This window comes from Roseateles sp. (assembly GCF_039595595.1).
Taxonomy (GTDB): Bacteria; Pseudomonadota; Gammaproteobacteria; order Burkholderiales; family Burkholderiaceae_C; genus Roseateles.
The window spans coordinates 1-24609 of sequence record NZ_JBCNLG010000042.1; the positions used below are offsets into that span (position 1 = coordinate 1).

Below are 24609 nucleotides of genomic sequence, written 5' to 3' on the forward strand. Positions count from 1 at the left end.
AATTCCTCTCGTTGGTCCTTCACGGTGACTGGGCTCCAGGGCAACTTCGTCCTCCCGCTGACTAGGCGGGAAAAGTGTTACCCATGTCCTGGCACACCTGTTACCTATGTCCTCGGTCCATACACCCTGCGGGAGAGGGAGTTGCGGGTCGCGCGCGGACGGCCCTGAAACTCCCTCTCCCCGTTTGCGGGGAGAGGGTAGGGGAGAGGGGTCTTCGAACCGCAGCAGTGCCACGCCTTTGCAGAATCATTCATATGCTTATCTCGCCATAAGCAATCTACGAATTTGTAGTTCTCATATATATAAAGCGTTCATAGAGTCCAGACTCCCGGCCAGCCCAGGGCGCCAGCCGCGGTGTCAGATGACGCGGCGGGCCCTTCTTGAAACCCGGCCGGGGCCCAGCTGACGCCATGTACGCCTACACCGATTTCGACCGCCAGTTCGTCCACGCCCGCGCGGCCCAGTTCCGCGACCAGCTCGAGCGCCATCTGGCCGGTCAGCTCCCCGACGACGACTTCCGCGCGCTGCGCCTGCAGAACGGCTGGTACATCCAGCGCCACGCGCCGATGCTGCGCATCGCCATCCCCTACGGCGTGCTGTCGTCCAGGCAACTGCGCCAGCTCGGCCGCATCGCCCGCGAGCACGACCGCGGCTACGGCCACTTCACCACGCGCCAGAACCTGCAGTTCAACTGGATCCCGCTGCCGCAGTCGGCCGACGTGATGGACCTGCTGGCCGATGTCGACATGCACGGCATCCAGACCAGCGGCAACTGCATCCGCAACATCACCAGCGACGTCACCGCCGGCGTCGCGGCCGACGAACTCATCGACCCGCGGCCCTACGCCGAGGTGCTGCGCCAGTGGTCGACGCTGCATCCTGAATTCGCCTTCCTGCCGCGCAAGTTCAAGATCGCGATCTCCGGCGCGAAGGAAGACCGCGCCGCCATCGGCTGGCACGACATCGGCCTGCAGCTGCGCAGGAACGAAGCGGGCGAGGTCGGCTTCCAGGTCTTCGTGGGCGGCGGCATGGGCCGCACGCCCATCATCGGCCAGGAGATCAACCCCTTCGTCCCGTGGCAGCACATCCTGCTGTACCTCGAGGCGATCGTGCGCACCTACAACCGCTTCGGCCGCCGCGACAACATGTACAAGGCGCGCATCAAGATCCTGGTGAAGGCCGAAGGCCAGGCCTACTTCGACGCCGTCAACGCCGAGTACCAGGCCATCCTGAACGACGACGCCGGCAGCCACGAGCAGATCATTCCCGAGGCGGAACTCGCCCGCGTCGCCGCGAGCTTCGTCGAGCCGCAAGGCGTGACCCCGGCCGCGGGCATCGACATCTTCGAAGGCGCCGCCCCGGCCTACCGCCGCTGGCTGGAGCGCAACGTCCACGCCCACCGCGTCAGCGGCTACCGCTCGGTGACGCTGTCGCTCAAGCGCCTGGGCCTGCCGCCGGGCGACATCACCGACGCGCAGATGGACGCCGCCGCCGACCTCTCCGACCGCTTCAGCCATGGCGAGCTGCGCGTCTCCCACGACCAGAACCTGCTGCTGCCCTGGGTGCGCGAAAGCGACCTGCCCGCGCTCTACGAGGCCGCCAAGGCGCAAGGCTTCGCCACGCCCAACATCGGCCTGCTGACCGACATGATCGTCTGCCCCGGCGGCGACTTCTGCGCGCTGGCCAACGCCCGTTCCATTCCCGTCGCGGCCGAGATCACCGAGCGCTTCCAGGACCTGGACGAGCTCTGGGACATCGGCGACATCGACCTGCACATCAGCGGTTGCATCAACAGCTGCGGCCACCACCACAGCGGCCACATCGGCGTGCTGGGCGTCGACAAGGACGGCAGCGAGTGGTACCAGATCACGCTGGGCGGCTCGGACGGCTCGACGCTGTCGGGCCCCGCGGTGCCGGGCAAGGTGATCGGTCCGTCCTTCGCGGCCGACGAGGCGGCCGACGCCGTCGAGGCCGTGATCGCGACCTACCGCCGCGAGCGCGAAGCCGGCGAGCGCTTCCTCCAGACGGTGCGCCGCATCGGCCTGGACGCCTTCAAGCAGGCGACCAACGGCATCCGCCGCACCACCGCCAAGCAGACCACCGACTGAGCCGCCGCACCATGAAGTTCGTTTCCAAGGCCCAAGACCCCTGGCACACCTGCGCGGGCGAGGACGGCCCCCAGCCGCATCCCGCCGCCGCCGACCACAAGCTGCTGACGCTGGAGCAGTGGCATGCCGTGCGCGACACCTGGCCCGAGGGCCTGGCCACCGGCGTGATCCTGCCCAACGACGTCGACGTGACCGAGCTCAAGGCCGACCTGCCGCGGCTGGCGCTGGTGGTGCTGCAGTTCCCCAAGTGGGTGGACGGCCGCGCCTATAGCCAGGCGCATGTGCTGCGCTCGCGCCTGCGTTTCGCCGGCGAGGTCCGCGCCATCGGCGAGGTGCTGGTCGACATGCTGCCGCTGCTGCAGCGCTGCGGCGTCGACGCGGTGCAGCTGCGCGGCGACCAGAACCTGGAAGCAGCCGAACGCGCGCTGACCTTCTTCCCCGGCCATTACCAGGCCGACGTCAACGAGACCCGTCCGCTGTTCGCGCGAGCCGGCGCCACGAGCCAGAAGGCGGAGGCCTGAGCATGAGCGGCGAGCTGTCCTCGCTGGACTTCACGCCGATTGGCGGCGATGACGCGGCCGCATCGGGCGTGTCCGCGCCGCCCGGCACCGGGGTCGGCTCCGCGATCGGCCTGTACGCCCGCAAGACCGCCGGCTTCGACGAGCGCCTCGCGCGCACCGTCGAGGCGCTGCAGCGGGCCGCGGCCGACTTCGGTCCGGGCGCGCTGCAGTCGACCTCGCTGGGCGTCGAGGACATGGTCATCACCGACCTGATCGCGCGCCACGGCCTGCCCATCGCGCTGGCCACGCTCGACACCGGCAAGCTGCACGCCGAGACGCTGGCGCTGATCCCGCGCATCCAGGCGCGCTACGGCCTGGCGGTCGAGGTCTTCGCGCCGGTGAAGGAGCAGGTCGTCCACTTCGTCCGCGCCAACGGCGAGGAGCCGATGTACCGCAGCGTCGAGCTGCGCAAGGCCTGCTGCGGCCTGCGCAAGCTCGAGCCGCTGGCGCGCATGCTCGCCGGCCGCAGCGCCTGGATCACCGGCCTGCGCCGCGAGCAGAGCGCCAACCGCGCCGAGGTCCCGCTGCGCGAGGAGGACGGCCAGGGCCGCATCAAGATCAATCCGCTCGCCGAGTGGAGCTGGGCCGACGTCTGGCACTACGTCCAGGCGCATGACGTCCCCTACAACCCGCTGCACGACCAGTTCATGCCCAGCATCGGCTGCGCGCCCTGCACGCGCGCGATCGCCGTCGGCGAGGACTTCCGCGCCGGCCGCTGGTGGTGGGAGGACTCGTCCAAGGAATGCGGCCTGCACGCCTCCCACACCCCCGAATCCACCGATTCCCCTGAGACCTCCGGAGCCTCGGCATGAACGCCCCCGTGAACCTGGAACAACTGCTGCCGCTGGCGGACCACCGCCACCTCGACCACCTCGAGGAAGAGGCGATCTTCATCCTGCGCGAGGTCGCCGCGGCCTTCGAGCGCCCTGCCCTGCTGTTCTCCGGCGGCAAGGATTCTTGCGTCGTGCTGCGCCTGGCCGAAAAAGCCTTCAAGCAGCGCGTGTCGGGCGGCGAGTTCAAGGGCAAGCTGCCCTTCCCGCTGGTGCACGTGGACACCGGCCACAACTTCCCCGAGGTCATCGAATTCCGCGACCGCCGCGTCAAGGAAATGGACGAGCGCCTGGTCGTCGGCCACCTCGAGGACTCGATCAGGAAGGGCACGATCCGCCTGTCGCATCCGCTGGAGTCGCGCAACGGCCACCAGACGGTGACGCTGCTGGAGACCATCGAGGAGCACCGCTTCGACGTGCTCATCGGCGGCGCACGCCGCGACGAGGAGAAGGCCCGCGCCAAGGAGCGCATCTTCAGCCACCGCGACAGCTTCGGCCAATGGCAGCCCAAGGAGCAGCGGCCCGAGCTGTGGAACCTCTTCAACACCCGCATCCGCCCGGGCGAGCACTTCCGCGCCTTCCCGATCAGCAACTGGACCGAGCTGGACGTGTGGCTCTACATCGCGCGCGAGAACATCCCGCTGCCGTCGCTGTACTTCGCGCATGACCGGCAGGTGATCCGCCGCAAGGGCCTGCTGGTGCCGCTGACCGAGGTCACGCCGCCCGAGGCCGGCGAGACCGTCGAGACCGCGCAGGTGCGCTTCCGCACCGTCGGCGACATGACCTGCACCTGCCCGGTGGAGAGCCCCGCCGCCAGCGCCGCCGACATCGTCGCCGAGACGCTGACCGTGACCGTCTCCGAGCGCGGCGCCACGCGCATGGACGACCGCACCTCCGACGCCTCCATGGAGCGCCGCAAGAAAGAGGGCTACTTCTGAAATGACGACGCCCCCACGCTCACTTCGTTCACTGCCCCCCGAGGGGGCGCGGGCCTCCTTTGGGGCGGCCCGGCAGGAGTCCCGATGACCGCCGTTCAAAAGATCCATCAATCCGACGTCGACACCACGCACCGCGCGCTGCGCTTCCTGACCGCCGGCAGCGTCGACGACGGCAAGAGCACGCTGATCGGGCGTCTGCTCTTCGACAGCCGCGCGATCCTCGCGGACCAGCTCGACACGCTGGCCAAGCGCGCCGCCGGCCAGCCCATCGACCTGAGCCTGCTCACCGACGGCCTGGAGGCCGAGCGCGAGCAAGGCATCACGATCGACGTCGCCTACCGCTACTTCGCGACCAAGCAGCGCAAGTTCATCATCGCCGACGCCCCCGGCCATGAGCAGTACACCCGCAACATGGTCACCGCCGCCGCCGGCAGCGATGCCGCCGTGGTGCTGGTGGACGTGACCAAGCTGGACCTGTCGGTCGACGACGTCCCGCTGCTGCCCCAGACGCGCCGCCACAGCCTGCTCGCCCATCTGCTGCGCGTGCCCGGCATCGTCTTCGCGATCAACAAGATCGACGCCGCGGCGAATCCGGGCGACGCGTTCCGCAAGGTCTCGGCCGCGCTGGAGAAGTTCGCATCGGCGGCCGGCATCCAGGTCACCGCGGTGGTGCCGGTCTCCGCGCTGCGCGGCGACAACGTGACCCAGCCGCTCGAGGCCGACTGGTACGACGGCCCCTCGCTGCTGCAGGTGCTGGAGTCGCTGCCCACCGTCCAGGAAACCGTCGAGGCGCCGCTGGCGCTGCCGATCCAGTACGTCGCCAAGGACGGCGACGGCACGGGCAACAACCCGCGCGTGCTGTGGGGCCGGATCGCGCAGGGCCAGGTGCAGGTCGGCGACGAGGTCCAGATCCTCCCGAGCGGCCAGAACGCCGTCGTGGCCGAGCTGCGCCGCGCCGGTGAGCCCGTCGCCACCAGCGTGGCCGGTGAGTCGGCCGGTCTGCTGCTGGACCGTCAGATCGACGTGTCGCGGGGCGACTGGATCGTGGCGCCCGGCGCCGCGACGCCGCGCCGCGCCTTCGAGGCCACGCTGGCGTGGCTGGACACCGAGCCGGCCGTCATCGGCCGCAAGTACTGGGTCCGCCACGGCAACCGCTGGGTCCAGGCCCGCATCACCGCCATCGACCACCGCCTGGACATCCAGACCCTGGCCGAGACCGACGCGCATGAACTCTCCGTCAACGAGATCGGCCATGTCACCGTCGAGCTGCAGGCCGAGCTGCCGCTGCAGCCTTATGCGGACAACCGCGTCGGCGGCGCGCTGATCGTCGTGGATCCCACCAGCAACCGCACCAGCGGCGCGCTGCTGGTCCGCTGAACGTCCGCCGCTCCACGCCAACAAGGCCAAGCAGGAGACCGCCATGGGACGCGTCCTCTTCGTCAGCGCCGGGCCCGGCGCCGCCGACCTGATCACGCTGCGCGGCGCGCGGGCGCTCGCGCAGGCGGACGTCGTGCTGTTCGACGCCCTGACCGATCCGGCCCTGCGCGACATGGCGCCGGACGCGCGGTGGGTGGACGTCGGCAAGCGCGGCTTCTGCCACTCGACCAAGCAGACCGCGATCAACGCGGCGCTGGTGCGCGAGGCGCTGGCGAACGAGGTCGTGGTGCGCCTCAAGGGCGGCGACGCCAGCGTCTTCGGGCGGCTGGAGGAAGAGCTGCTGGCGCTGGCCGAGGCCGGCATCGGCTACGAGATCGTGCCGGGCGTGACCGCCGCGATCGCCGCGGCGGCCCAGACCGGCCGTCCGCTGACGCGCCGCGGCGCCGGCCGCAGCGTCGCGCTGACGACCGCGATGACGCGCGAAGGCGAATTGAACCTGGGCCCGGCCGGCAAGACCGCCGACACCGAGGTGTTCTACATGGCCGGCCAGCAGTTGGCCGCGCTGTCGCGCCGCCTGCTCGCCGCGGGCTGGGACGCCAGCGCGCCGGTGAGCGTCGTGTCGCGGGCGGGCTGCGCGGACGCGCTGTCCAGCGAGCACGACGTCGCGTCGCTGGGGGCGGCGTCGATGCTGCACCGGGGCCGTCCGACGGTCGTGGTGGTCGGGGCGGGCGCCGCGCGGCTGGGCGAATACGCGACCGCCGCGCCGCGGCAAGACCTTGGGGCCAAGGGGCCGTCCCGGCTGGCACAAACCCCGAACGATTAAAATCTCCCGTTTTCCGTCAGCGCCGACCGAGCCCATCGTCAAGCCGACGCTGATTTTTCCAGGGCCCCGAGCCGGCCCCGCCACTAGAAGAGCCGCTATGACCCACGTCGTCACCGAAGCCTGCATTCGCTGCAAATACACCGACTGCGTCGACGTCTGCCCCGTCGACTGCTTCCGGGAGGGCCCGAACTTCCTGGCCATCGACCCCGATGAATGCATCGACTGCGCGGTCTGCATCCCCGAGTGCCCGGTGAACGCGATCATGCCGGAGGAGGATGTCCCCGGCGACCAGCAGATCATGATCAAGCTGAACGCGGATCTCGCCAAGAAGTGGCCCAGCATCACCAAGCGCAAGACGCCGCTGCCCGATGCCGACGAGTGGAAGGACAAGACGGGCAAGGTCGATCAGCTGGTCCGCTGACCGATCCCCTCATCTCGCGGCGCCGGAGCCTGCCGGCCGCTGCTTCTCACAAGAATGGAAACGCAAGTGACTGAAGCGACCTCCGCCCCGCACGCGGGCGTGATCGAAACGGATGCCGTCATCGTCGGCGCCGGCCCGGTGGGCCTGTTCCAGGTGTTCGAGCTGGGCCTGCTCGAGATCAAGGCCCACATCATCGATTCGCTGGCTTATCCCGGCGGCCAGTGCATCGAGCTCTATCCCGACAAGCCGATCTACGACATCCCGGCGCTGCCGGTGGTGACGGGCAAGGAACTGACCGACAACCTGATGAAGCAGATCGAGCCCTTCGGCGCGACCTTCCATCTGGGCCAGGAGGTCACGACCGTCGAGAAGCAGGAGGACGGCCGTTTCTTCGTCGCCACGAGCAAGGGCACGCAGTTCCTGACCAAGACCATCTTCATCGCGGGCGGCGTGGGCTCGTTCCAGCCGCGCACGCTGAAGGTCGAGGGCATCGACAAGTACGAGGGCTCGCAGGTCCATTACCGCGTGCGCAACCCAGCGCAATTCGCCGGCAAGAACCTGGTGATCATCGGCGGCGGCGACTCGGCGCTGGACTGGGCGCTGAACTTCTGCGCCGGCAACCAGGATGGCAACCCGCACAAGGCGGAGAGCGTGATCCTGGTGCACCGCCGCGACGGCTTCCGCGCCGCGCCGGCCTCGGTGGCCAAGATGAAGGAACTCTGCGACCAGTACGAGATGCAGTTCATGGTCGGCCAGGTGGCCGACCTGGACGAGGGCGAGGACTCGCTCAAGGGCCTGAAGATCACGGGCGGCGACGGTGTCACGCGCGTCGTGCCGGCGGATCAGGTGCTGGTGTTCTTCGGCCTGTCGCCCAAGCTGGGCCCGATCGCCGAATGGGGCCTGGCACTGGAGAAGAAGCAGATCCAGGTCGACACCGAGAAGTTCCAGACCAGCGTGCCGGGCATCTTCGCGGTGGGTGACATCAACACCTACCCGGGCAAGAAGAAGCTGATCCTGTCGGGCTTCCACGAGGCGGCGCTGGCGGCGTTCGGCGCGATGCCGATCATCAACCCCGAGAAGCGCGTCCACCTGCAATACACGACCACCAGCCCCAAGCTGCACAAGGTGCTGGGCGTCGAGACGCCGGTGTTCGACTGAGCTCCCGCGCTCCATGAGGAAAGCCCGCCAGGCTCACGCCGGCGGGCTTTTTTGCTGGTCGGCCAACTCGCGGGCCAGCGCCTGCAGCAGCGACGCCATGTCGCGGAACTCGCAGGCCCGGCCGCTGGCCAGGTTCTCGAGCCGCCCGCTGATCTCGCCCCGCCCCGGCTCGGCCCTTCGGTCGAGTTTGAGCACGAACTGACGCGCAGCGGGATGCAGCGGGTCTCGATCCAGCGTCATCGCAGCCTCCGCACGCGGGCGTCAGTGACCAGCCTCGCTCATTTCCACCGTGCGCGTGGGCCGCGGCGCAAGCCAGATCGCGAAGGCCGAGACCAGGAACAGCGCCGCCACGATCCACAGGATCTGGTTGGTCGCCAGCATCACGCTCTGGCCGGTGAGCAGGTTGTCGAGCATCCCGCTGCGCGCGTCCGGCGGCAGGCCCAGCCCGGTCAGCGTGCGCATCACCTCGCCCGAGCGGTCCAGGTCGCCGACCAGGTCGGCATGGATCGCGGTCGTGCGGTTCTCCCAGCTGGTGGTGACCAGCGAGGTCGCGACCGCCCCCGACAGCGTGCGCACGAAGTTCTGCAGACCGGCGGCGGAGGCGGTCTCGCGCGGCTCCACGCTGCCCAGCGACAAGGCCGTCAGCGGCACGAAGAAGAAGGGCATGCCCACGCCCATCAGCAGCAGCGGCAGCGCGATCTGCCAGTAGCCCATCTGCGTGGTGCCGATGGTGCGCAGCACCATCACGGCGCCCAGCCAGGCCAGACCGAAGAACACCAGCGGCCGCGGATCGACCTTGCCCGCGAGCTTGCCCGCGATCGGCGCGGCCGCCACCGCCAGCACGCCGGACCAGGCCGTCGCCAGGCCCGCCCAGGTCGAGGTGTAGCCCATGTAGCTCTGCAGCCAGAGCGGCGTCAACACGTTGGCGCCGAACATCGCGCCGAAGCCCAGCGCGATCGTCAGCACGCCGACGGCGAAGCCGCGATGCCGGAACACCCGCAGGTCCACGATCGGATAGGGCTCGGTGAGTTCCCAGATCAGGAAGGCAGCGAAGCCGATCGCCGCCACCACGGCCAGCGCGATGATCTCGGTCGACTCGAACCAGTCCTTCTCCTTGCCCAGATCCAGCATGAGCTGCAGCGCGCCGACGAAGACGATCAGCAGCACCAGCCCGACGCGGTCGATCGGCTGGCGCTCCAGCGGCGTCTCATAGCGGCGCAGCATGCGCCAGGCCAGCGGCGCGACGACCAGCGCGATCGGCACGTTGATGAAGAAGATCAGCGGCCAGGAGAACGCGTCGCAGAGCCAGCCGCCCAGGATCGGCCCGAGGATGGGCGCCACCAGCGTCGTCATGGCCCACAGCGCCATCGCGCCGCCGGCCTTCTCCTTCGGGAAGATGCGCAGCAGCAGCGTCTGCGACAGCGGCATCAGCGAGCCGCCCGACAGGCCCTGCAGCACCCGGCCGGTGACCAGCAGGCCCAGCGTCGGCGACAGCCCGCACAGCGCCGAGCACAGCCCGAACAGCACCATCGCCGTGGCGAAGACCCGCACCGCGCCGAAGCGGCCGGCGATCCAGCCGGTCAGCGGCACGATGCAGGCCTCGGCCACGGCGTAGGAGGTGATGACCCAGGTGCCCTGGCTCGAGCTGATGCCCAGGCTGCCGGCGATGTCGGGCACGGAGACGTTGGCGATCGTCATGTCCAGCACCGCGATGAAGTTCGCGGCGGCCAGCACGATGGCGGCGAGCCACAGCTGCCCGCCCTCGAGCGGGCGTTGATCGTCGGAGATGGCGGCGTTCATGGCGGGGTTCCTGGTGGGGTGCTCATTGGGCGCCGGTGTCGGCGCGGGCCTCGGCGCGCTGACCACCGCGTGCTTCGGTGCGGGCTTCGGCGCGCGTGTCGACCGTGGCCGTCATCGACAGGCCCACCTGCAGCGGGCGCTGGGCGAGCTCCTTCGGGTCCAGCGCGATGCGCACCGGCACGCGCTGCACGACCTTGATCCAGTTGCCGGTCGCGTTCTGCGCCGGGATCGCGGCGAAGGCCGAGCCGGTGCCCCCGGACAGGCCCTGCACCGTGCCGTGATAGACGACCGAGCGGCCGTAGAGGTCGGACTCGACTTCCACCGGCTGGCCGATGCGGACCTTGTCGAGCTGGCCTTCCTTGAAGTTCGCGTCGACGTGGACCTGCCCCATCGGGACGATGGCCAGCAAGGGCGTGCCGGCGGCGACCTGCTGGCCCAGTTGCACCGCGCGCCGGGCGACGACGCCATCCACCGGGGCGCGCACGACCACGCGCTCCAGGTTCACGCGCGCCTGGTCGCGCTTGGCGCGCGCCAGGGCGACCTCGGGGTTGGCGGCCTCGGTGGTGTCGGCGATCAGCGTGGCGTTGGCCTCGCGCTGGCCGAGGGCGGCCACGCGGTTGGCGGTGGTCTGCGCCGCGGCGGCCTTGGCCGCGGCCAGGGCGGCGCTGGCGGTCTGGAAGGCGTTGCGGGCGCGGGTGACCTCGTCGGCCGACACCGAGCCGGAGTCCGACAGCGCCTCGCGGCGCTCCAGGTCGACCTTGGCGCGCTCGAGGTCGGACGCGGCCGAGGCGAGCTGCGCCTCGGCGCGGATGCGGTCGGAATCGCGCGCGACGACTTGCGCCGCCAGGCTGGTGTCGTTGGCGACGTAGCCGCGCACGCGCCGCTGGGCGCGGCCGAGCTCGGCCTCCGCCTGCTCCAGCGCGAGCCGGGCGTCGGTGTCGTCGAGCACGACCAGCACGTCGCCGCGGCGCACGGCCTGCGTGTCGGAGACGCGGACCTCGCGCACGATGCCGCCGACGAAGGGCGTCACCTGGGCCATTTCGGCGGCCGTGTAGGCGTTCTCGGTGCTGACGTAGCGCGACGCGAAGAAGTGCTCGTAGGCGAAGACGCCCACCGCCGCGGCAACGACGGTCAGCGCGAGCAGCGTGAACAGCTTCTTGCGCGCCTCGGGGCGGGCCGGCGCCGCCGGCGCGTCGTGGGCCGGATCGGCGGTGTGCAGGGGCGGCTTGGCGGACTGCGTGGCCGCGGCGCGCGGCAAGGTGGCTTCGGACATGGCGGGACTCGCTTTCTCTCTAAAGGTTCATTAATGGTTTGCTCGGTCGTTTTCCCGACACAACTTCCGCAGCTGACGCGGTGCTGATTTGGGATGCCCCGCTAGGCGCAAACCGGAGCCATAGCCCAGCTATGGCGAGGATTTGCAACGACGCGGGGCGCCCAAAGCGGCGCCGCGTCAGCTGCGGAAGCCGCCTCCCAGGGCGCGTTTGAGCGCCACATCGAGCGTGAAGGCGCGCGAGCGCAGGTCGGTCTGGGTGCGCAGGTTGGTCAGCCAGGCGTCCTCGGCGGTCAGCACCTCGAGGTAGGTGGACAGGCCGCCGGCGTAGCGCCGCTGCTGGATCTGCCAGGCCTCGCGCGCGGCCTCGACGCCGGCATCGGTGCTCGCCAGCTCGCCGCCGAGTGCGCGCTCGCTGGCGGCGATGTCGGCCACTTCCTGCAGCGCCTGCACGACCGCCTGGTCGTAGCTGGCGACAGCCGCGTCGGCATCGGCCCGGACGCCGCGCAGCTGTCCGCGCAGCCGGCCGCCATCGAAGATCGGCAGCGAAATCGCCGGACCGATGCTGCCGGTGAAGGCGCCGCCGTCGGTCAGTTTCGACAGGCCCAGCGACTGCATGCCGGCGAAGGCCGTCAGGTTGACGTCCGGATAGAACGCCGCCTTGGCCGAATCAACGCGGCCGAGCGCGGCCTCGACGCGCAGCCGCGCGGCGACGATGTCGGGGCGGCGGCCCAGCAACTGGGCGGGAAGCTGCTCCGGCAGGCCGAAGTCGCGGGCGACGTCCAGCTGCGGGCGGCTGAGCGCCAGTCCGCGATCAGGGCCCGCGCCGGTGAGCGCCGCCAGGCGATGCCGCTGCAGCTGGAGCTGCTCGCGGGCCGATTGCAGATCGGCGTCGGCCATCGCCCGGCGGGCCTCCACCTGGCGCACGCCACCCAGCGTCTCCAGGCCGTTCTCGCGGCGCATGCGCAGCAGCTCGACCGTCTTGTCGCGCACGGCCAGCGCCGCCGCGGCGGTGTCCTGCAGCGCCCACAGGCGGGCGAATTCGGCATACGCGGAGGCGATCGAGGCCGCCAGCATCAGCCGCGCCTGCGCGGCATCGGCGCGGGCGGCCTCGGCGTCGGACAGCGCCGCGGCCAGCGCGGCGCGGTTGCGGCCCCAGAAGTCCAGGTCCCAGGAGAAGTCCAGCGTCGCGCGGCCGTAGTCCTTCCAGCCGTCGGGCGTCGCGGCGCGGGGCGTCAGGTATTCGTAGCTCTGCTTCTGCTCGCTGATCGACGCGTTGGCCTTGAGCTGCGGCCGGCTGGCGGCGCGGGAGGTCTGCACCACCGACTCGGCACGCGCCAGGCGGGCCTGGGCGGTCGCGATCGAGGGCGATCCGGCCAGCGCCTCGTCGACGAGCTGGTCGAGCTGCGCGTCGCCGTAAGCGCGCCACCACGCGTCAGCGGGCCAGTCGGCGCGGGCGGCGGCCAGCGACTGGGTCGCGGCGTAGCCGTCGGCGGGACGCGGCGTGGCCAGCGGCGGGGTCTCGGGCAGGGCCGCGCAGGCGGCCAGGGCGGCCGCGACGGCCAGAACCAGCGCGAGGCGGGCGAAGCGGCGTGGGCGGGTGGACATCGTCTTTTCTCCAGATCGTTGCGGCCGGCGCGGGAGCGCAGCGGCCATGGACTGAAGCGTAGGGACGAGGGTCCGGGAAGTCGTTCGGGAACGGTCGGGGAACGGTCGGGGAATGGTCCGGGAATGGTCGGGATCGCGCGCCGACCGGTCAGGACGGCGGGGCCGGCAGGCGCCTGGCCGGCGCCCCTCCCGCGTCAGGCGCCGGCGGCGAGCAGCGCGTCCACGCGCGCCAGCACCGGCCAGGGCGTCGTGTCGTGCCAGCGGGCGCGCAGCGCGCGCAGGTCGTCCAGTTCGGCCGGCGAGGCGCCTGGCAGCTCGCACAGCGCCAGGCGCGCGATCAGTTCCGCCGTCAGCGCGCCCTGCTCCGCCGCCAGCCGTGCGGAGGTCGCGGCCGCCTCCCGCGCGGCGGCGAGCTCGCCTTCGCGCTCGGCCAGGGTGGCGCGGGCGGCCCACAGGTCGGGGAGATGCAGGGTCTCGCCCAGCCGTTCGGCCATCGCGAAGCCGTCGTCCAGATGACGCCGCGCCGCGGTCAGGTCGTTGCTGGCGAGCGCGGCGTCCACCGCCATCCACCGCAATCCGGACGCCTCGAACCAGGCGCCCGTCGCCGCGTGGGCGGCGCAGCCAGCCTCGACGTCGGACAGCCCGGCGGCATCGCCGGTCCGCGCGCGGGCCCAGCCCAGCATGGCGCGGCTCGGGCCTTCGCCCTGGCCCAGCTGATGCTCCCGCACCAGTTCGCGCATCCGCTGCGTCCGGGCGAGCACCTGCTGCGCGCGGCCGAAGCGCACGTCGACGATGCTCGCGCAGCGCGCCGCGAAGCCCCGCATCACCGGCACGCCGATCTCGGCGGCGCGCGCGGCGCCCGCCTCGGCCCATTGCCGGGCAAGGTCGACAGCGCCCGTGTAGGCATGCGCGACCGCGCCGATGCCCCAGGCCAGCGCGGAGGGGTCGTGCATCACCGTCGGGGGCAGGCGCGGATGGCCGAGCGCTTCGGTCAACGCACGGGCCCGCTGCACGAGCGGCATCGCTTCCCCGATCCGGCCGCGCTGCAGCAGCGTCACGGCCAGGGACACCGCGCCGGCGGCGCGCAGCAGGTCGTCGTCGAAGGCGTCGGCCGCGGCGCACAGCCGCAGCGCGATGGCCTCCGCCTGCAGGTACTCGCCGGACGCCGTGAACATCCAGACCAGCCCGGTCATCACCCAGGCGCGCGGCCGCGTCGGCGGGAGCAGCTCGCACAGCGCCGCGCAGCGCAGATAGGCCGCGCGTCCCTCCGGCGTCGTCACGCCCGTGGACTGGGCGAGCGCGGCCCCGCGCAATTGCTGCAGCGCGAGTTCCGCCTCGCAGCGGGCCTCGCCCTCGGACGCCCGATCGAGCAAGCCCAGACCGCGCGTGACCAGCAACAGCGTCTCATGCGGCGCGAAGCGCCCGAGCGCGCGTTCTCCCGCGGCGGCGTAGGCGCGCATGGCGGCCAGCGCATCGAGACCGCGCTCATGGTGCAGCGCGAGCCCCGCGGCGACCGCGTCGATGCGATCGGTGCGCCATTGCTCGAGCGCGGCCGCGGCGCGCCGGTGCAGCGCCACGCGCGCCGACGGCGCGATGCGTTGATAGAGCGCCTGCCGGTACAGCGCGTGGCGGAAGGTGAATCGCGCCTCCAGCGTGCCGTCGGCCAGCGGCTCCAGCGCGGCCGGCGCCAGCCAGGCCTGGCGGCGTGCGAGCTCATCACAATCCGCCGCGACGGTGGCGGCATCGCTGCCCAGCATGTGGGCCACGATCGAGCAGGCGAATTCAACGCCGCAGACGGCGGCGGCTTCCAGCAGCGCGGCGGCGTCCGGCGCAAGGCGGGCGCGCTGGCGCTCGATGACGCCGGCCAGCGAATCGGGCACCGCCCAGTCATCGGGCGCGCCGGCGTCACCCGGCGCCGTGGCCGTGGACAGCTCGTCGACCGCGTTGGCGACGAACAGCGGCAAGCCGTCGGTCTGGCGGTGCAGGCGGCGGACATGGGCCTCGTCGGCGGCCAGGCCGGGCCGGTGCCGCGCGAGGTAGGCGGCGAGCTCGGCCTCGCTGAAGGGATCGAGCAGCAGTTCCTCGCACAGCCGGCGGGCGCGCAGTTCATGGCGCAGGCCGTTGAGCGGATGGTCGTTGGCGACCAGCTCCGGCGTGCGGTAGGTGACGATCCACATCAGGCGCGCCGGCGGACGGCGGCGCGCGACGTGGTCGATCAGACGCACGGTGGCCTCGTCGCACCAATGCAGGTCCTCGGTGATGAGCAGCAGCGGCCGAACGGCGGTGAGTTGCTCCACCAGCTCCGAAAACTCGCGGAGCATGCGGTCCTGCGTGGAGCTGGCGAGACCGGCCTGCAGCCGTTCCTGTTCCTCGCGGTCGATGAGCCAGGGGAGCTGCAACAGCCAAGTCGGCGCGACGCGGCGCAGTTGCGTGACGAGTGACGCATCCGTGCGCGCCAGGCCGGCGAGCGCGTCCAGCACCGGCAAGTAGGGCTCCCCCTCGCCGACCTGCTCGATGCACTGGCCGTGGGCGGTGGCGGCCTCGCCGAGTGACGCGACGAAAGCGTCGATCATCGCGGTCTTGCCGATGCCGGCCTCGCCGGCGACGCAGCAGAGCTGGCGCTGGCCGCCCGAGGCGCGCGCCCAGGCGGCGCGCAGGCGGGCGAGTTCAGGCTCGCGGCCGATGAGCCCGCGGTGCTCGTTGACCTCGGTGGCCGTGCCCTCGATCGATCCGATGAAGCGATAGCCGCGCCGCGAGGCAGTCTCGACCCAGCGTGGATGCTTCGCGTCGTCGCCAAGCGCGGCGCGGAGCTCGCTGATGGTGGTCTTGAGCACGGACTCGCTGACATGGCGATGGCCCCAGACGCTGTCGAGCAGCGCGTCCTTGGTCACGAGCGTGCCAGCGTGGCGCAGCAGTTCCGTGAGCACGCCAAAGGCCTTGGGCGCCAGAGCGATCGCCTGTCCCTCGGCCAAGAGCCGCGCATTCGCCTCGTCGAAGGCGAACGGACCGAAGCGCAACGACAGGGGCACTGAGGGATCGTCCATGGCGGCGAGGATTATCGGCCTCAGTGAAGAGACATGTTTGAGGCGGCGATGTCCCAAGCGTTCGACGCATTGTTTGCGCTCCGTCAACGCGAAGCATAGGCATGAATCACAGCTTGGACGGATGCTGTTCTGTCCGAGCTTCTAGCGCTTGCAACAGTGCAACAGTTGCACCAAAATTCATGCCGACACTGATTCGTCTCGCAAAGTCCAGGATCGACATCTACGCCAACGATCACCTCCCTCCGCACTTCCACATTCGTGCCCATGACGGGAACAAGGCGGCCGTCTCGATCAGGGACCTGAGGGTGATCGCCGGCGAGGTGCCGAAGGCCTGCTTGGCTGAAGCACTGAAGTGGGCTGGCACCAATCGCCCTTTGTTGTTGAAGGCGTGGAAGGAACTGAACTCATGAAAACCCCGCAATTCACGCTTACGCGAGTGATACCGACGCCGTGTGCCTCGCTGCTGCTGAGCTTTGCCGATGGCGCGGAGTTCGAGGTGAACCTGGTCGAGGTCATCCGGCGCTTGAGCGCCCTCTCGCCGTTGAAGGACGAGCGCGTTTTCATGACAGCCCGTCTTGGGGAGTTCAGCGACACAGTCGTGTGGCCGGGGAATGAGGCGCTCGAACTCGCCGCGGACAACCTGCGGGCGATGGGCATCGAGCAAAGCGGCGGCATCTCGCACGAGTTCATCGTCCGGTGGATGTACGACAACGAGTTGAACCTGGACTCGGCAGCGGCGGCGCTGGGCATGTCCCGCCGCATGGTGGCCTATTACCGCAGCGGTGCGAAAGCCGTCCCCCGCACCGTCGCCCTCGCGTGTCTGGGCTGGCAGGCCGTACGCCAAGGTCAGGTCGACGACCGGTTCGCCCTCGCGGCCTGACTCACGCAACGCCTCGTCTGAAAGCAAGAAGCCCGCTGGCTTTCACCAGCGGGCTTCTTTCCTTCAGTGGCGGCTGATCAGGCGTGCGGGCCGTCGATCGACTTCTGCGCCGCGTGAGGGACCTGCGGCACCTGCGGCACCGGCGCGCCATTGCCCTGCCCCAGCATGCCGGCCAGCGAGTGCGCCACGCCCGTGATGCCATCATTGGACAGGCCGGCATCCTTCATCACCGCATCGACGATGGGCTTGGCGATCTGGTACTGCAGCGCCGAGTTCATCACCTGCTCGGGAAAGGTCGCACCGCCCGCCGTGCCGTTGCCGGCATGACCACCGTGACCGCCATGCCCATTGACCGCGCCGCCCGTGCCGTCGTTGCTCGCGCCCGGCATGCCGTTGACCTGGAAGATGCGGATCGAGTCGATCTTCTCCATCGGACGCACCGCCTGCTCCAGGATGGTCGGCAGTTGCTGCAGCAGCATCGTGCGGACCTGCAGGTCGATCTGCGCGGCGGACAGCGTGTTCAGCGCCTCGTTGATCGCACGGCGGCCTTCGGCTTCCGCCAACGCCGCGGCCTGCTTGGCCTGGGCCTCGATGGTCAGCGCCTCGGCGCGGTCCAGCGCCGCCTCCTTCTCCGCCGACGCCGACACCCGCACCGCGATCGCCAACTGCTCGGCTTCCTTCGAAGCCTCGATCAGCTGGATGTTCTTCTCGCGCTCCGCCACCGCGACCTGGCGCGCGGTGTTCACCAGTTCCTCGGCCTTCACCATCTCGGCGCGGGCGAGGTTGGCCGCGGCATCGGCGTCCGACTGCTCGCGCGATTTCGTCGCGATCGCGATCTGCGTGTCCTGCCGCGCGATCTCCACCTGCTTGCGCTGCTCGGCCCGCTGCATCTCGGTCTTGCGCTCCATCTCGATCTCGCGCGTCTGCACGGCGAGGTTCTTCTCGATCTCCGCCGACTTGATCTCGCGATCGGCCTCGATGCGCTTCTGACTCACCTGACGCTCGGCCTCGATCTTCGCGGCCTCGGCCTGGCGGCCGCGCTCGGCCTGCTGCGACGCGATCAGCGCGATCTGTTCGGCGCGGGTGATTTCGATCTCGCGCTGCTGGGCCAGCGTCGCGAACTCCTGGTCCTTCTCGATCGTCAGCTTCTGCCGCGTCGCATCCAGGTTCTTTGTACGGACCTGCACCTCGGTGTCCTGCTCGACGTCGTTGCGCTGCTTGCGGCGCGCTTCGGTCTGCTCGGTGAGCCGGGTCAGGCCTTCAGCGTCGAACGCGTTGTTGGGATTGAAGAACTGCTTGTCGGTCTGATCGAGGCTGGTCAGCGACACTGACTCGAGTTCGAGACCGTTCTTTTCCAGATCCTCGGCGACCGCGTTCTGCACCGCCTGCACGAAGTCGCGGCGCTTGTCCTGCAGCTCCTGGATGGACATCGTCGCCGCGGTCGCGCGCAGCGAGTCGACGAACTTGTCCTCCACCAGCGCCTTGAGCTCGTTCGGGCTCATCGTGCGGGCGCCCAGCGTCTGCGCGGCGATGCTCACCGACTCCTCGGTCTGCTTGACGCGCACGAAGAAGGCGGCCGTCACGTCGACGCGCATGCGGTCGCGGGTGATCAGGCTCTCGCGCTCGCGGCGCTGGACCTCGAGCTTGAGCGTGTTCATGTTGACCAGCACCCGCTCGTGGAAGACCGGCAGCACGATCGCGCCGCCATCCATGATGACCTTCTGTCCGCCCAGTCCGGTGCGGACGAAGGCGGTCTCCTTCGTCGAGCGCTTGTACAGCCGCGCGAAGATGAAGCCGATGCTCAGCAGTGCGACGAACGCGATGCCGGCGATGATCAGCAGCTCGATCAGGTTGTCCATGAACTCAATACTCCCTCAATGAAATTGGCGTGCGTGGCGAGACGCACTTCACATCAGCGTCGGATGCGGATTCGCGATGCAGCGGTAGAACGCGCCCGCCTTGCTGACGATCAGCACCTGCACGCCCTCCTCGAAGATCTCGTCGTCGACGTCGGGCTCGACCATCAGGTAGTGCGAGCGCCCATGCGCGTCCTTCACCCGTGCCTGCGCCGCCAGGCCGCGCCGCGCGGCGCCGGTCACGACGATGCCGACGCGGCCGACCAGGCTCTGCTCGCTGACGGCGCTGGTCTCGTCCTGCGGAATGATGTGCGCGATCAGCGCGCCCAGTCCCCGCACGGTCGCCATGCCGGCCGGTACCGCCGCGACACCCGCCGCGGCCGCCGGCAGGTAGCCGCCGAACAGCCCGTTCATGACGACCTGCAGGCTGTAGCCGAAGACCGTGTAGCCGCTCAGGAACAGCAGCAGCAGGACCAGCGCCGGCACCTTCCCGAGGTGCAGCCAGCCCAGCACCCGGTCCAGGCCGGTGTCGCCGCTGATCTCGGGCAGGTGGTGGTCGATCAGGTTGCTGGGGCTGAACGAGATCAGCATGCCCGCGCCCTCGACGAGCGCGATGCCGACGATCAGCGCGAAGCCGATGCCGAACGGCAGGTTCTGCGGCGCGGTGAAGAGGCTCATGACTTCGCGGCCTTCAGCTGCGCCATGCGCTCGGCGATCTTGTTGTCGCGGACGAGATCGTCGAGCTCCTTGAGCTGCGCGGCCTGCTGCAGGCCGTTCTGACGGGCGGTGCCGGACAGGCCGGTCTGGCGCTCGTAGACGCGGTCGAAGGCGTCGGTGACCTTGCCGATGCGGTGCGCGGCGGTGCCGGCGCCCGCGGGGCTGGTCACGGTGGCGGCGGCTGCGGCGCGGCTCTTGCGAAACTCCGTCAGCGCGTCCTGCATCTCGCGCTTCTTGGCCAGCAGCGCGGCGACAAAGCCGGTCAGCTCGTTTTCCTGCCGCGCCTGCTCGGCCAGCGTGGTCTCGAGCACCGGCAGTTGCGCCTCGATGTCGAGTTGCCGCGCGACGGCGGCGCGGGCGAGGTCCTCGCGGCCGGCGGTCATCGCCTCGTCGATCTGCGACGCGAGCGTCGCGTGCAGCTGGTTCAGGTTGGCGTGCTGGCGCTGCGACAGATGGCGGTTCGCCGAGACCGTGCCGAGTTCATGGCGGACGTCGTCGATGACGGTGTCGGCCTCGCGGATCGACTGCTCCATCATGGCCCCGGGGGCCTGGTCCTCGATCCGGTCGAGGAGCGCGTGCACGCTGCCGGCGATCACGCGGCCGACGCGGGTCTTCAGGGTGTCGGTCATCTCAGGATCCTTTCGAGGACGTGGAGGGATGCAGGGGCTGGGCGAGGTCGAGCGTGGTGCCCAGGTGTCTGCGCACGACCTGCGGGTCGTACGCGGCGGCGGAGGCTGGCGTGCCCTGGCGCAGCAGCGTCTCGCAGAGCGCGGCGGCGCGGCGCACGAGGGCCTCTTCGAATTGGCGCGCCTGCCCGGCATCGGCGGGCGCCTGGCTGATGGCTAGTGCGAGCGCGGCGATGAAGTGATCCAGCAGCAGGCTGACGACCTCGGAGTGCTGGCCGGTCTCGCTCTCGATGCGCACCAGCGAGTCGCGCAGCCGGGCGGTGAGGTCGCGGGTCCAGGCGTGGGCGGCGACGTAGTCGAAGGCGCCGTCGTGCTGCCGCTTGAGCTGGCCGAGCAGCACGCGCAGCTTGTCGCTGTTGGTCGCGGCGCCCTCGACCTGCAGCTGGGCGAGCCAGAGATAGAGGTCACTGGGGATGCGGGCCGACAAGGGCTCCATCGTGGTCGGGGGACTGCTCGCGTTCATGTCGAAGGGCGTGAAGCGGTGGGGATTTGTTCAGTGTATGCAGATGAATTCATCCGTCAACAGAACGCGCTCGCTGCATTTCCTGCGCGTTCCGCAGGTTTCTCTGAACGGCGGACCGCGGCCAGAGGGCGCAGTGGGCCCCGGCGGCCGGAGCGAGTCAATCACCTTCCCCCTTCAGTGGGAGATGGATGGAGAGATGGGGGGTCACGTCTTGCTGCGGCGCGGCAAAAGCGGGCGCGCAAATGACGCCGCCCCGCGATTGCAGGGCAATCAGCGGGGCGGTTGGATGTCGGCCGCAGGGGCCGGGCGGGGCTGGACGAGGGTTCAGCCCGGCTTGTTCTTGAGCTTGCCCTTGGGCATGACGGCCGTCGTCGGGGCGACGGGCCGGTCGGAGACGAAGGAGGATTCCTTCGTATTGCCGCTGTCCTTCTTCGGCTTCATCTTGGCCTTGTCGTTGCGTTGTTCACCCTTGGGCATGGTCTGAGCTCCTCAGCTTTCAATGTCGGTCAGCAATCGCCGCGTCTTGCCTCTCGGGCTTCGTTCCGGACGCCCGCAGCGAATGCGGCACTCTACTCCCGCTTTGGGGCGATGAAGCCACTCGCCGGACCTCGCCGTATCCCCTGCTTCGCGACCACGACTAGAATCCCACCCGCTCGCCGGCCCGTCCGGCGAGTTTCGCTAGGGGTGCTGGTCCGATCGATGCGTCGGCGGGCCGGCTGAGAAAGTCCCTTTGAACCTGATGACGGCCAGTCGGGCCGTCAGCCCGCGGAGCCAGATCTCCGCGGGCCGAGTTAATCCTCGCGCAGGGAAGCATGCCTTCGACACCACGGGTGTCCTCGCACGCCGCCTTCTCATCGGCGTGTCCGGTTTGCCGACCTGCCATCGCATTCCTGGCTCCGGCATTCCGATGGCAACTTCGTCCGTTCTGACTCCCTTCCCGCTGCACCGCCTCGCGATCGCGTCGATCGCCCTGGCCGCTGGCGGCCTGTCCCTCTGCGCCGCGGCGCAGTCGGCGTCCTCGGCCTCCTCTGCCTCGGCGGCGGCTCCCGCGCTGCCCAGCGTCGTCATCAAGGGCACCGCCGATGCGCCCGTCACCGTCGGCGGCTTCGGCGACACGCCGGTCGCCAAGCTCCCGATGCAGGCCAGCGTCATCAGCGCCGAGATGCTCGCCGACCGCGGCCTGAGCAGCCTTGCCGGTTTGACGCTGCTCGACGCCAGCGTGGGCGACTCCTACAACTCCACCGGCTACGTCTCCTATCTGAAGGTCCGCGGCTACGACCTCGACAACCGCTTCAACTTCCGCCGCGACGGCCTCCCGATCAACGCCGAGACCGCCCTCCCCCTGGCCAACAAGGGCAGCGTCGAAGTCCTCAAGGGCACGTCGGGCATCCAGTCCGGCACCAGCGCCCCGGGCGGCCTGGTCAATCTCGTCGTGAAGCGGCCGACGGTGGAGCTGACCAGCGTGATGCTCGGCGTCAGCGAGCGCGGGACCATCGAATCGGCGATGGACTGGAGCCACCGCTTCAGCGACGGCCACGGCAACGACAAGGCCTTCGGCCTGCGCGTCAACCTGCAGGCCGCCAAGCTCCGCCCCGAGTTGCGCGACGCCGACGGCAGCCGCTGGCTGATGGCCGTCGCCGGCGACTGGCGCGTCACTCGCGACACGCTGATCGAGGCCGAGGTCGAGCTCAGCCGCCAGAGCCAGCCCAGCCAGCCCGGCTTCAGCCTGCTCGGCGACAAGCTGCCCGACGCCAAGGCCATCGATCCGCGCATCAACCTCAACAACCAGTCGTGGAGCCTGCCGGTCGTCTTCGAGGGCCGCACCGCCTCGCTGCGCGTCCAGCATCAACTCAATGCCGACTGGAAGCTGCAGGCGCATGCCGCGATCCAGCGGCTGGTCAACGATGACCGCCTCGCCTACCCGTTCGGCTGCACCGCGGGCGACGGCACGTTTTACCCGAGCACCTACTGCCCCGACGGCACCTTCGATCAATACGACTTCCGCAGCGAGAACGAGCACCGCAACAGCGACGCGCTCGACCTCTCGGCGCAGGGCAAGCTGAGAACGGCGGGCATCACGCACGAGCTGACGACGGGCGTGCTGTTCTCGCGCTACAAGAGCCGGCTGCAGGGTCAGGCCTACAACCCGGCGGGCACCGGCAACATCTGGGGCACGCTGCCGACGACGGCCGATCCCACGCTCTCCGGCACCAACACCAACCGCACCGAGCGCAGCACCGAGCTCTATCTGCGCGACGCAATGCAGTTCAGCGAGCGCTGGCAAGGCTGGCTCGGTGTGCGTCACACGCGGCTCAAGCGCGACAGTGTCGCGGTCGGTCCGGAGGCGGGCCAGGTCGGCACGCCGAATCCGTACGCGCAGTCGTTCACGACGCCGTGGCTCGGCGTGAGCTACGCGATCGATCCGCAGTTGCTGGCTTACGCGAGCTGGGGCCAAGGCATTGAATCGGCGGTCGTGCCCAACCTGCCGGTTTATGCGAACCGCACGGCGGTGCTGCCGGCGCTGCGCAGCAAGCAGTGGGAGATCGGTTTGAAGTCGGGCAGCCGGACGGTGGACTGGTCGATCAACTACTTCGACATCAGCAAGCCCGCGACGCGCGACGTGCCGGTCACGGTGAACGGCGAGAACATGCTCGAGACCCGCATCGACGGCGAGCAGAACCATCGCGGCGTGGAAGCGCAGGCGGATCTGAAGTGGACGAACGGCGGCCTGATGGCGAGCGCGATGAAGCTGCGCGCGCGCCGCGAGCGCAGCGAGGACGTGACGCTCAACGGCCTGAAGCCGACGAACGTGCCGGAGACCGTGCTGAAGCTGCAGGCGCATCAGAACGTGTGGCTGCCGGGTCTGGAGCTGCAGGCGGGCGTGGTCTACGAGGGCAAGCGCATGGTGCTGCCGGACAACTCGCTGTCGATTCCGAGCTGGACGCGGCTGGACCTTGGCGCTCGTTATGAGCAGAACGTGGGCCGGCAGTTGCTGATCTGGCGTGTTGGCGTGGACAACGTGACGGACCGCCGGGCGTGGCGCGAGTCGCCGTACCAGTACAACCATGTCTATCTGTACCCGCTCGCCAATCGCACATGGCGGGCGTCGGTGGAGTGGGTCTTGTGAGGGACTGATTTTTCTGTGTATACTCTTAGGCTCTGATCCCCGATAGCTCAGTCGGTAGAGCGCCGGACTGTTAATCCGTAGGTCCCTGGTTCGAGCCCAGGTCGGGGAGCCAAGATCAGATGACGAAGGTCTTAGGACCTTCGTTCTTTTTCAGCCAGAGTCCGACCGAAGGCACTGGCCCAAGAATTCAGGTCGATAGGATCTGAAAACCGACGATTCCTCGATAGCTCAGTCGGTAGAGCGCCGGACTGTTAATCCGTAGGTCCCTGGTTCGAGCCCAGGTCGAGGAGCCAAAACTGAAGCCCTGATGCAGCGATGCATCAGGGCTTTTTTCTTTCTGGCACACCCAAATGCCAAGGCACTACGGAGGCTGGTCTCGAGTTCGATAGCGATAGAGGTGCGTCGCCTCAAGCGAAAGTCGAATCAACCACCATTCGTAAAGACGGGCGATTCCCCTCTTGTTGTGGTGTTTCGTGCAGCCTTGACGCACCGCCATGATGAACGAATCAAGGCTCTTCCGGTGACGATTCTCGAAATGCCAGCCAAGAGTCAGAAGGACTCCAGCGATACGCTGCGGGTGCATCAATTCGCGGCAGTTCGAGCGCATGCACTGCAAGTTCCGACAAAGCTTGGACCCGAGCAGAACGCTCTTGGATGCCTTCACCAACACTTCCGAGAAAGTCATTGGCGGCATCGAGGATGCGGGTGGGGATGGCGGCCTCCAGTTGCGGGCCTTCGCTTCGCTCGGAATGCGACAAGCGGAAGAAGGTCAGAGTATCGCCGCGATTCACGCGGTTCGCCGCTCTCACGACGAGAGCAGGGCCGGCTCAAGGTTGAAGTGCGACACCTCGCATCTTGTAAGGTGTCGCGCAAATGGGAACTCACTACTCGCATCTGAGCCAGACCGATCGCGTCGCGATCCAGTTGTTGCTTCAGGCCGGAT

Annotated in this window: 22 protein-coding genes and 2 tRNA genes; 13 read left to right on the plus strand and 11 right to left on the minus strand. The window is 69.4% G+C overall.

All coding sequences use genetic code 11. The annotated features are described in order from the left end of the window. Window positions 1-410 precede the first annotated feature (410 nt). From ABDW61_RS24980 to ABDW61_RS25015, 8 genes are all read left to right on the plus strand, one after another. Complete coding sequence (locus tag ABDW61_RS24980) at window positions 411-2108, plus strand: nitrite/sulfite reductase (protein WP_343642680.1); 1698 nt, start codon at window positions 411-413, stop codon at window positions 2106-2108. 11 nt (window positions 2109-2119) lie between these two features. Next, the gene (locus ABDW61_RS24985; RefSeq protein WP_091722165.1) at window positions 2120-2629 is read left to right on the plus strand and encodes a DUF934 domain-containing protein; all 510 of its coding nucleotides are present in this window, start codon (window positions 2120-2122) and stop codon (window positions 2627-2629) included. Window positions 2630-2631: 2 nt separating this feature from the next. After that, the gene (locus ABDW61_RS24990; RefSeq protein ID WP_343642681.1) at window positions 2632-3480 is read left to right on the plus strand and encodes a phosphoadenylyl-sulfate reductase; all 849 of its coding nucleotides are present in this window, start codon (window positions 2632-2634) and stop codon (window positions 3478-3480) included. Further along, on the plus strand, window positions 3477-4436 hold the full coding sequence (cysD, locus tag ABDW61_RS24995; protein ID WP_343642682.1) for a sulfate adenylyltransferase subunit CysD: 960 nt from the start codon (window positions 3477-3479) through the stop codon (window positions 4434-4436). Before ABDW61_RS24990 ends, cysD begins: the two co-directional genes overlap by 4 nt. A gap of 84 nt (window positions 4437-4520) precedes the next feature. After that, the gene (locus ABDW61_RS25000) at window positions 4521-5813 is read left to right on the plus strand and encodes a GTP-binding protein (RefSeq protein WP_343642683.1); all 1293 of its coding nucleotides are present in this window, start codon (window positions 4521-4523) and stop codon (window positions 5811-5813) included. 43 nt (window positions 5814-5856) lie between these two features. Then, window positions 5857-6636: a uroporphyrinogen-III C-methyltransferase gene (gene cobA / locus ABDW61_RS25005; protein WP_343642684.1), complete on the plus strand. Its 780-nt coding sequence runs from the start codon at window positions 5857-5859 to the stop codon at window positions 6634-6636. A 97-nt stretch (window positions 6637-6733) separates the two neighbouring features. Beyond that, a complete protein-coding gene (gene fdxA, locus ABDW61_RS25010) occupies window positions 6734-7057 on the plus strand; it encodes a ferredoxin FdxA (protein ID WP_091722144.1) in 324 nt (107 codons plus the stop codon). Window positions 7058-7111: 54 nt separating this feature from the next. Next, window positions 7112-8215: an NAD(P)/FAD-dependent oxidoreductase gene (locus ABDW61_RS25015; protein ID WP_343642686.1), complete on the plus strand. Its 1104-nt coding sequence runs from the start codon at window positions 7112-7114 to the stop codon at window positions 8213-8215. A gap of 33 nt (window positions 8216-8248) precedes the next feature. Here the strand turns inward: ABDW61_RS25015 and ABDW61_RS25020 are convergent, their stop codons facing one another. The 5 genes from ABDW61_RS25020 to ABDW61_RS25040 form a co-directional block, all read right to left on the minus strand. Further along, window positions 8249-8455, minus strand: a complete 207-nt coding sequence (locus ABDW61_RS25020; RefSeq protein ID WP_343642687.1) for a hypothetical protein — start codon at window positions 8453-8455, stop codon at window positions 8249-8251. A gap of 21 nt (window positions 8456-8476) precedes the next feature. Then, window positions 8477-10015 (minus strand): DHA2 family efflux MFS transporter permease subunit, encoded by a 1539-nt coding sequence (locus ABDW61_RS25025; protein ID WP_343642688.1) that lies wholly within the window; start codon window positions 10013-10015, stop codon window positions 8477-8479. Between the two features lie 22 nt (window positions 10016-10037). Beyond that, the gene (locus tag ABDW61_RS25030) at window positions 10038-11288 is read right to left on the minus strand and encodes an HlyD family secretion protein (protein WP_343642689.1); all 1251 of its coding nucleotides are present in this window, start codon (window positions 11286-11288) and stop codon (window positions 10038-10040) included. A gap of 177 nt (window positions 11289-11465) precedes the next feature. Next, window positions 11466-12893, minus strand: a complete 1428-nt coding sequence (locus ABDW61_RS25035) for an efflux transporter outer membrane subunit (protein ID WP_343642691.1) — start codon at window positions 12891-12893, stop codon at window positions 11466-11468. Between the two features lie 194 nt (window positions 12894-13087). After that, complete coding sequence (locus ABDW61_RS25040) at window positions 13088-15937, minus strand: AAA family ATPase (protein ID WP_343642693.1); 2850 nt, start codon at window positions 15935-15937, stop codon at window positions 13088-13090. A gap of 179 nt (window positions 15938-16116) precedes the next feature. On the opposite strand from ABDW61_RS25040, the gene ABDW61_RS25045 reads away from it, so the two are divergent. Continuing rightward, entirely contained in the window at window positions 16117-16347 is a 231-nt protein-coding gene (locus ABDW61_RS25045; protein ID WP_343642694.1) for a DUF4160 domain-containing protein, read from the plus strand. Then, the gene (locus ABDW61_RS25050; RefSeq protein WP_343642695.1) at window positions 16344-16817 is read left to right on the plus strand and encodes a hypothetical protein; all 474 of its coding nucleotides are present in this window, start codon (window positions 16344-16346) and stop codon (window positions 16815-16817) included. The genes ABDW61_RS25045 and ABDW61_RS25050 overlap by 4 nt, the downstream gene beginning before the upstream one ends. A 77-nt stretch (window positions 16818-16894) precedes the next feature. On the opposite strand, the gene ABDW61_RS25055 is transcribed toward ABDW61_RS25050, so the two are convergent. The 5 genes from ABDW61_RS25055 to ABDW61_RS25075 all read right to left on the minus strand — a co-directional run bounded on the left by ABDW61_RS25055 (window position 16895) and on the right by ABDW61_RS25075 (window position 21016). Beyond that, a complete protein-coding gene (locus ABDW61_RS25055; protein ID WP_343642697.1) occupies window positions 16895-18676 on the minus strand; it encodes a flotillin family protein in 1782 nt (593 codons plus the stop codon). A gap of 48 nt (window positions 18677-18724) precedes the next feature. Next, window positions 18725-19351, minus strand: coding sequence for a YqiJ family protein (locus ABDW61_RS25060; protein ID WP_343642698.1), 627 nt, complete (start codon window positions 19349-19351; stop codon window positions 18725-18727). After that, a complete protein-coding gene (locus tag ABDW61_RS25065) occupies window positions 19348-20019 on the minus strand; it encodes a PspA/IM30 family protein (protein WP_343642699.1) in 672 nt (223 codons plus the stop codon). Before ABDW61_RS25065 ends, ABDW61_RS25060 begins: the two co-directional genes overlap by 4 nt. A 1-nt stretch (window position 20020) precedes the next feature. Next, on the minus strand, window positions 20021-20539 hold the full coding sequence (locus ABDW61_RS25070) for a hypothetical protein (RefSeq protein ID WP_343642701.1): 519 nt from the start codon (window positions 20537-20539) through the stop codon (window positions 20021-20023). A 324-nt stretch (window positions 20540-20863) separates the two neighbouring features. Further along, the gene (locus ABDW61_RS25075; RefSeq protein WP_343642703.1) at window positions 20864-21016 is read right to left on the minus strand and encodes a hypothetical protein; all 153 of its coding nucleotides are present in this window, start codon (window positions 21014-21016) and stop codon (window positions 20864-20866) included. Window positions 21017-21446: 430 nt separating this feature from the next. Between ABDW61_RS25075 and ABDW61_RS25080 the strand changes: the two genes are divergently transcribed. From ABDW61_RS25080 to ABDW61_RS25090, 3 genes are all read left to right on the plus strand, one after another. After that, window positions 21447-23666: a TonB-dependent receptor gene (locus ABDW61_RS25080; RefSeq protein ID WP_343642705.1), complete on the plus strand. Its 2220-nt coding sequence runs from the start codon at window positions 21447-21449 to the stop codon at window positions 23664-23666. 36 nt (window positions 23667-23702) lie between these two features. Then, window positions 23703-23778 (plus strand) — tRNA-Asn (locus tag ABDW61_RS25085). A 105-nt stretch (window positions 23779-23883) separates the two neighbouring features. Beyond that, window positions 23884-23959, plus strand: a tRNA-Asn gene (locus ABDW61_RS25090). A 213-nt stretch (window positions 23960-24172) separates the two neighbouring features. Here the strand turns inward: ABDW61_RS25090 and ABDW61_RS25095 are convergent. Then, window positions 24173-24457 (minus strand): hypothetical protein, encoded by a 285-nt coding sequence (locus ABDW61_RS25095; protein ID WP_343642706.1) that lies wholly within the window; start codon window positions 24455-24457, stop codon window positions 24173-24175. Window positions 24458-24609 lie beyond the last annotated feature (152 nt).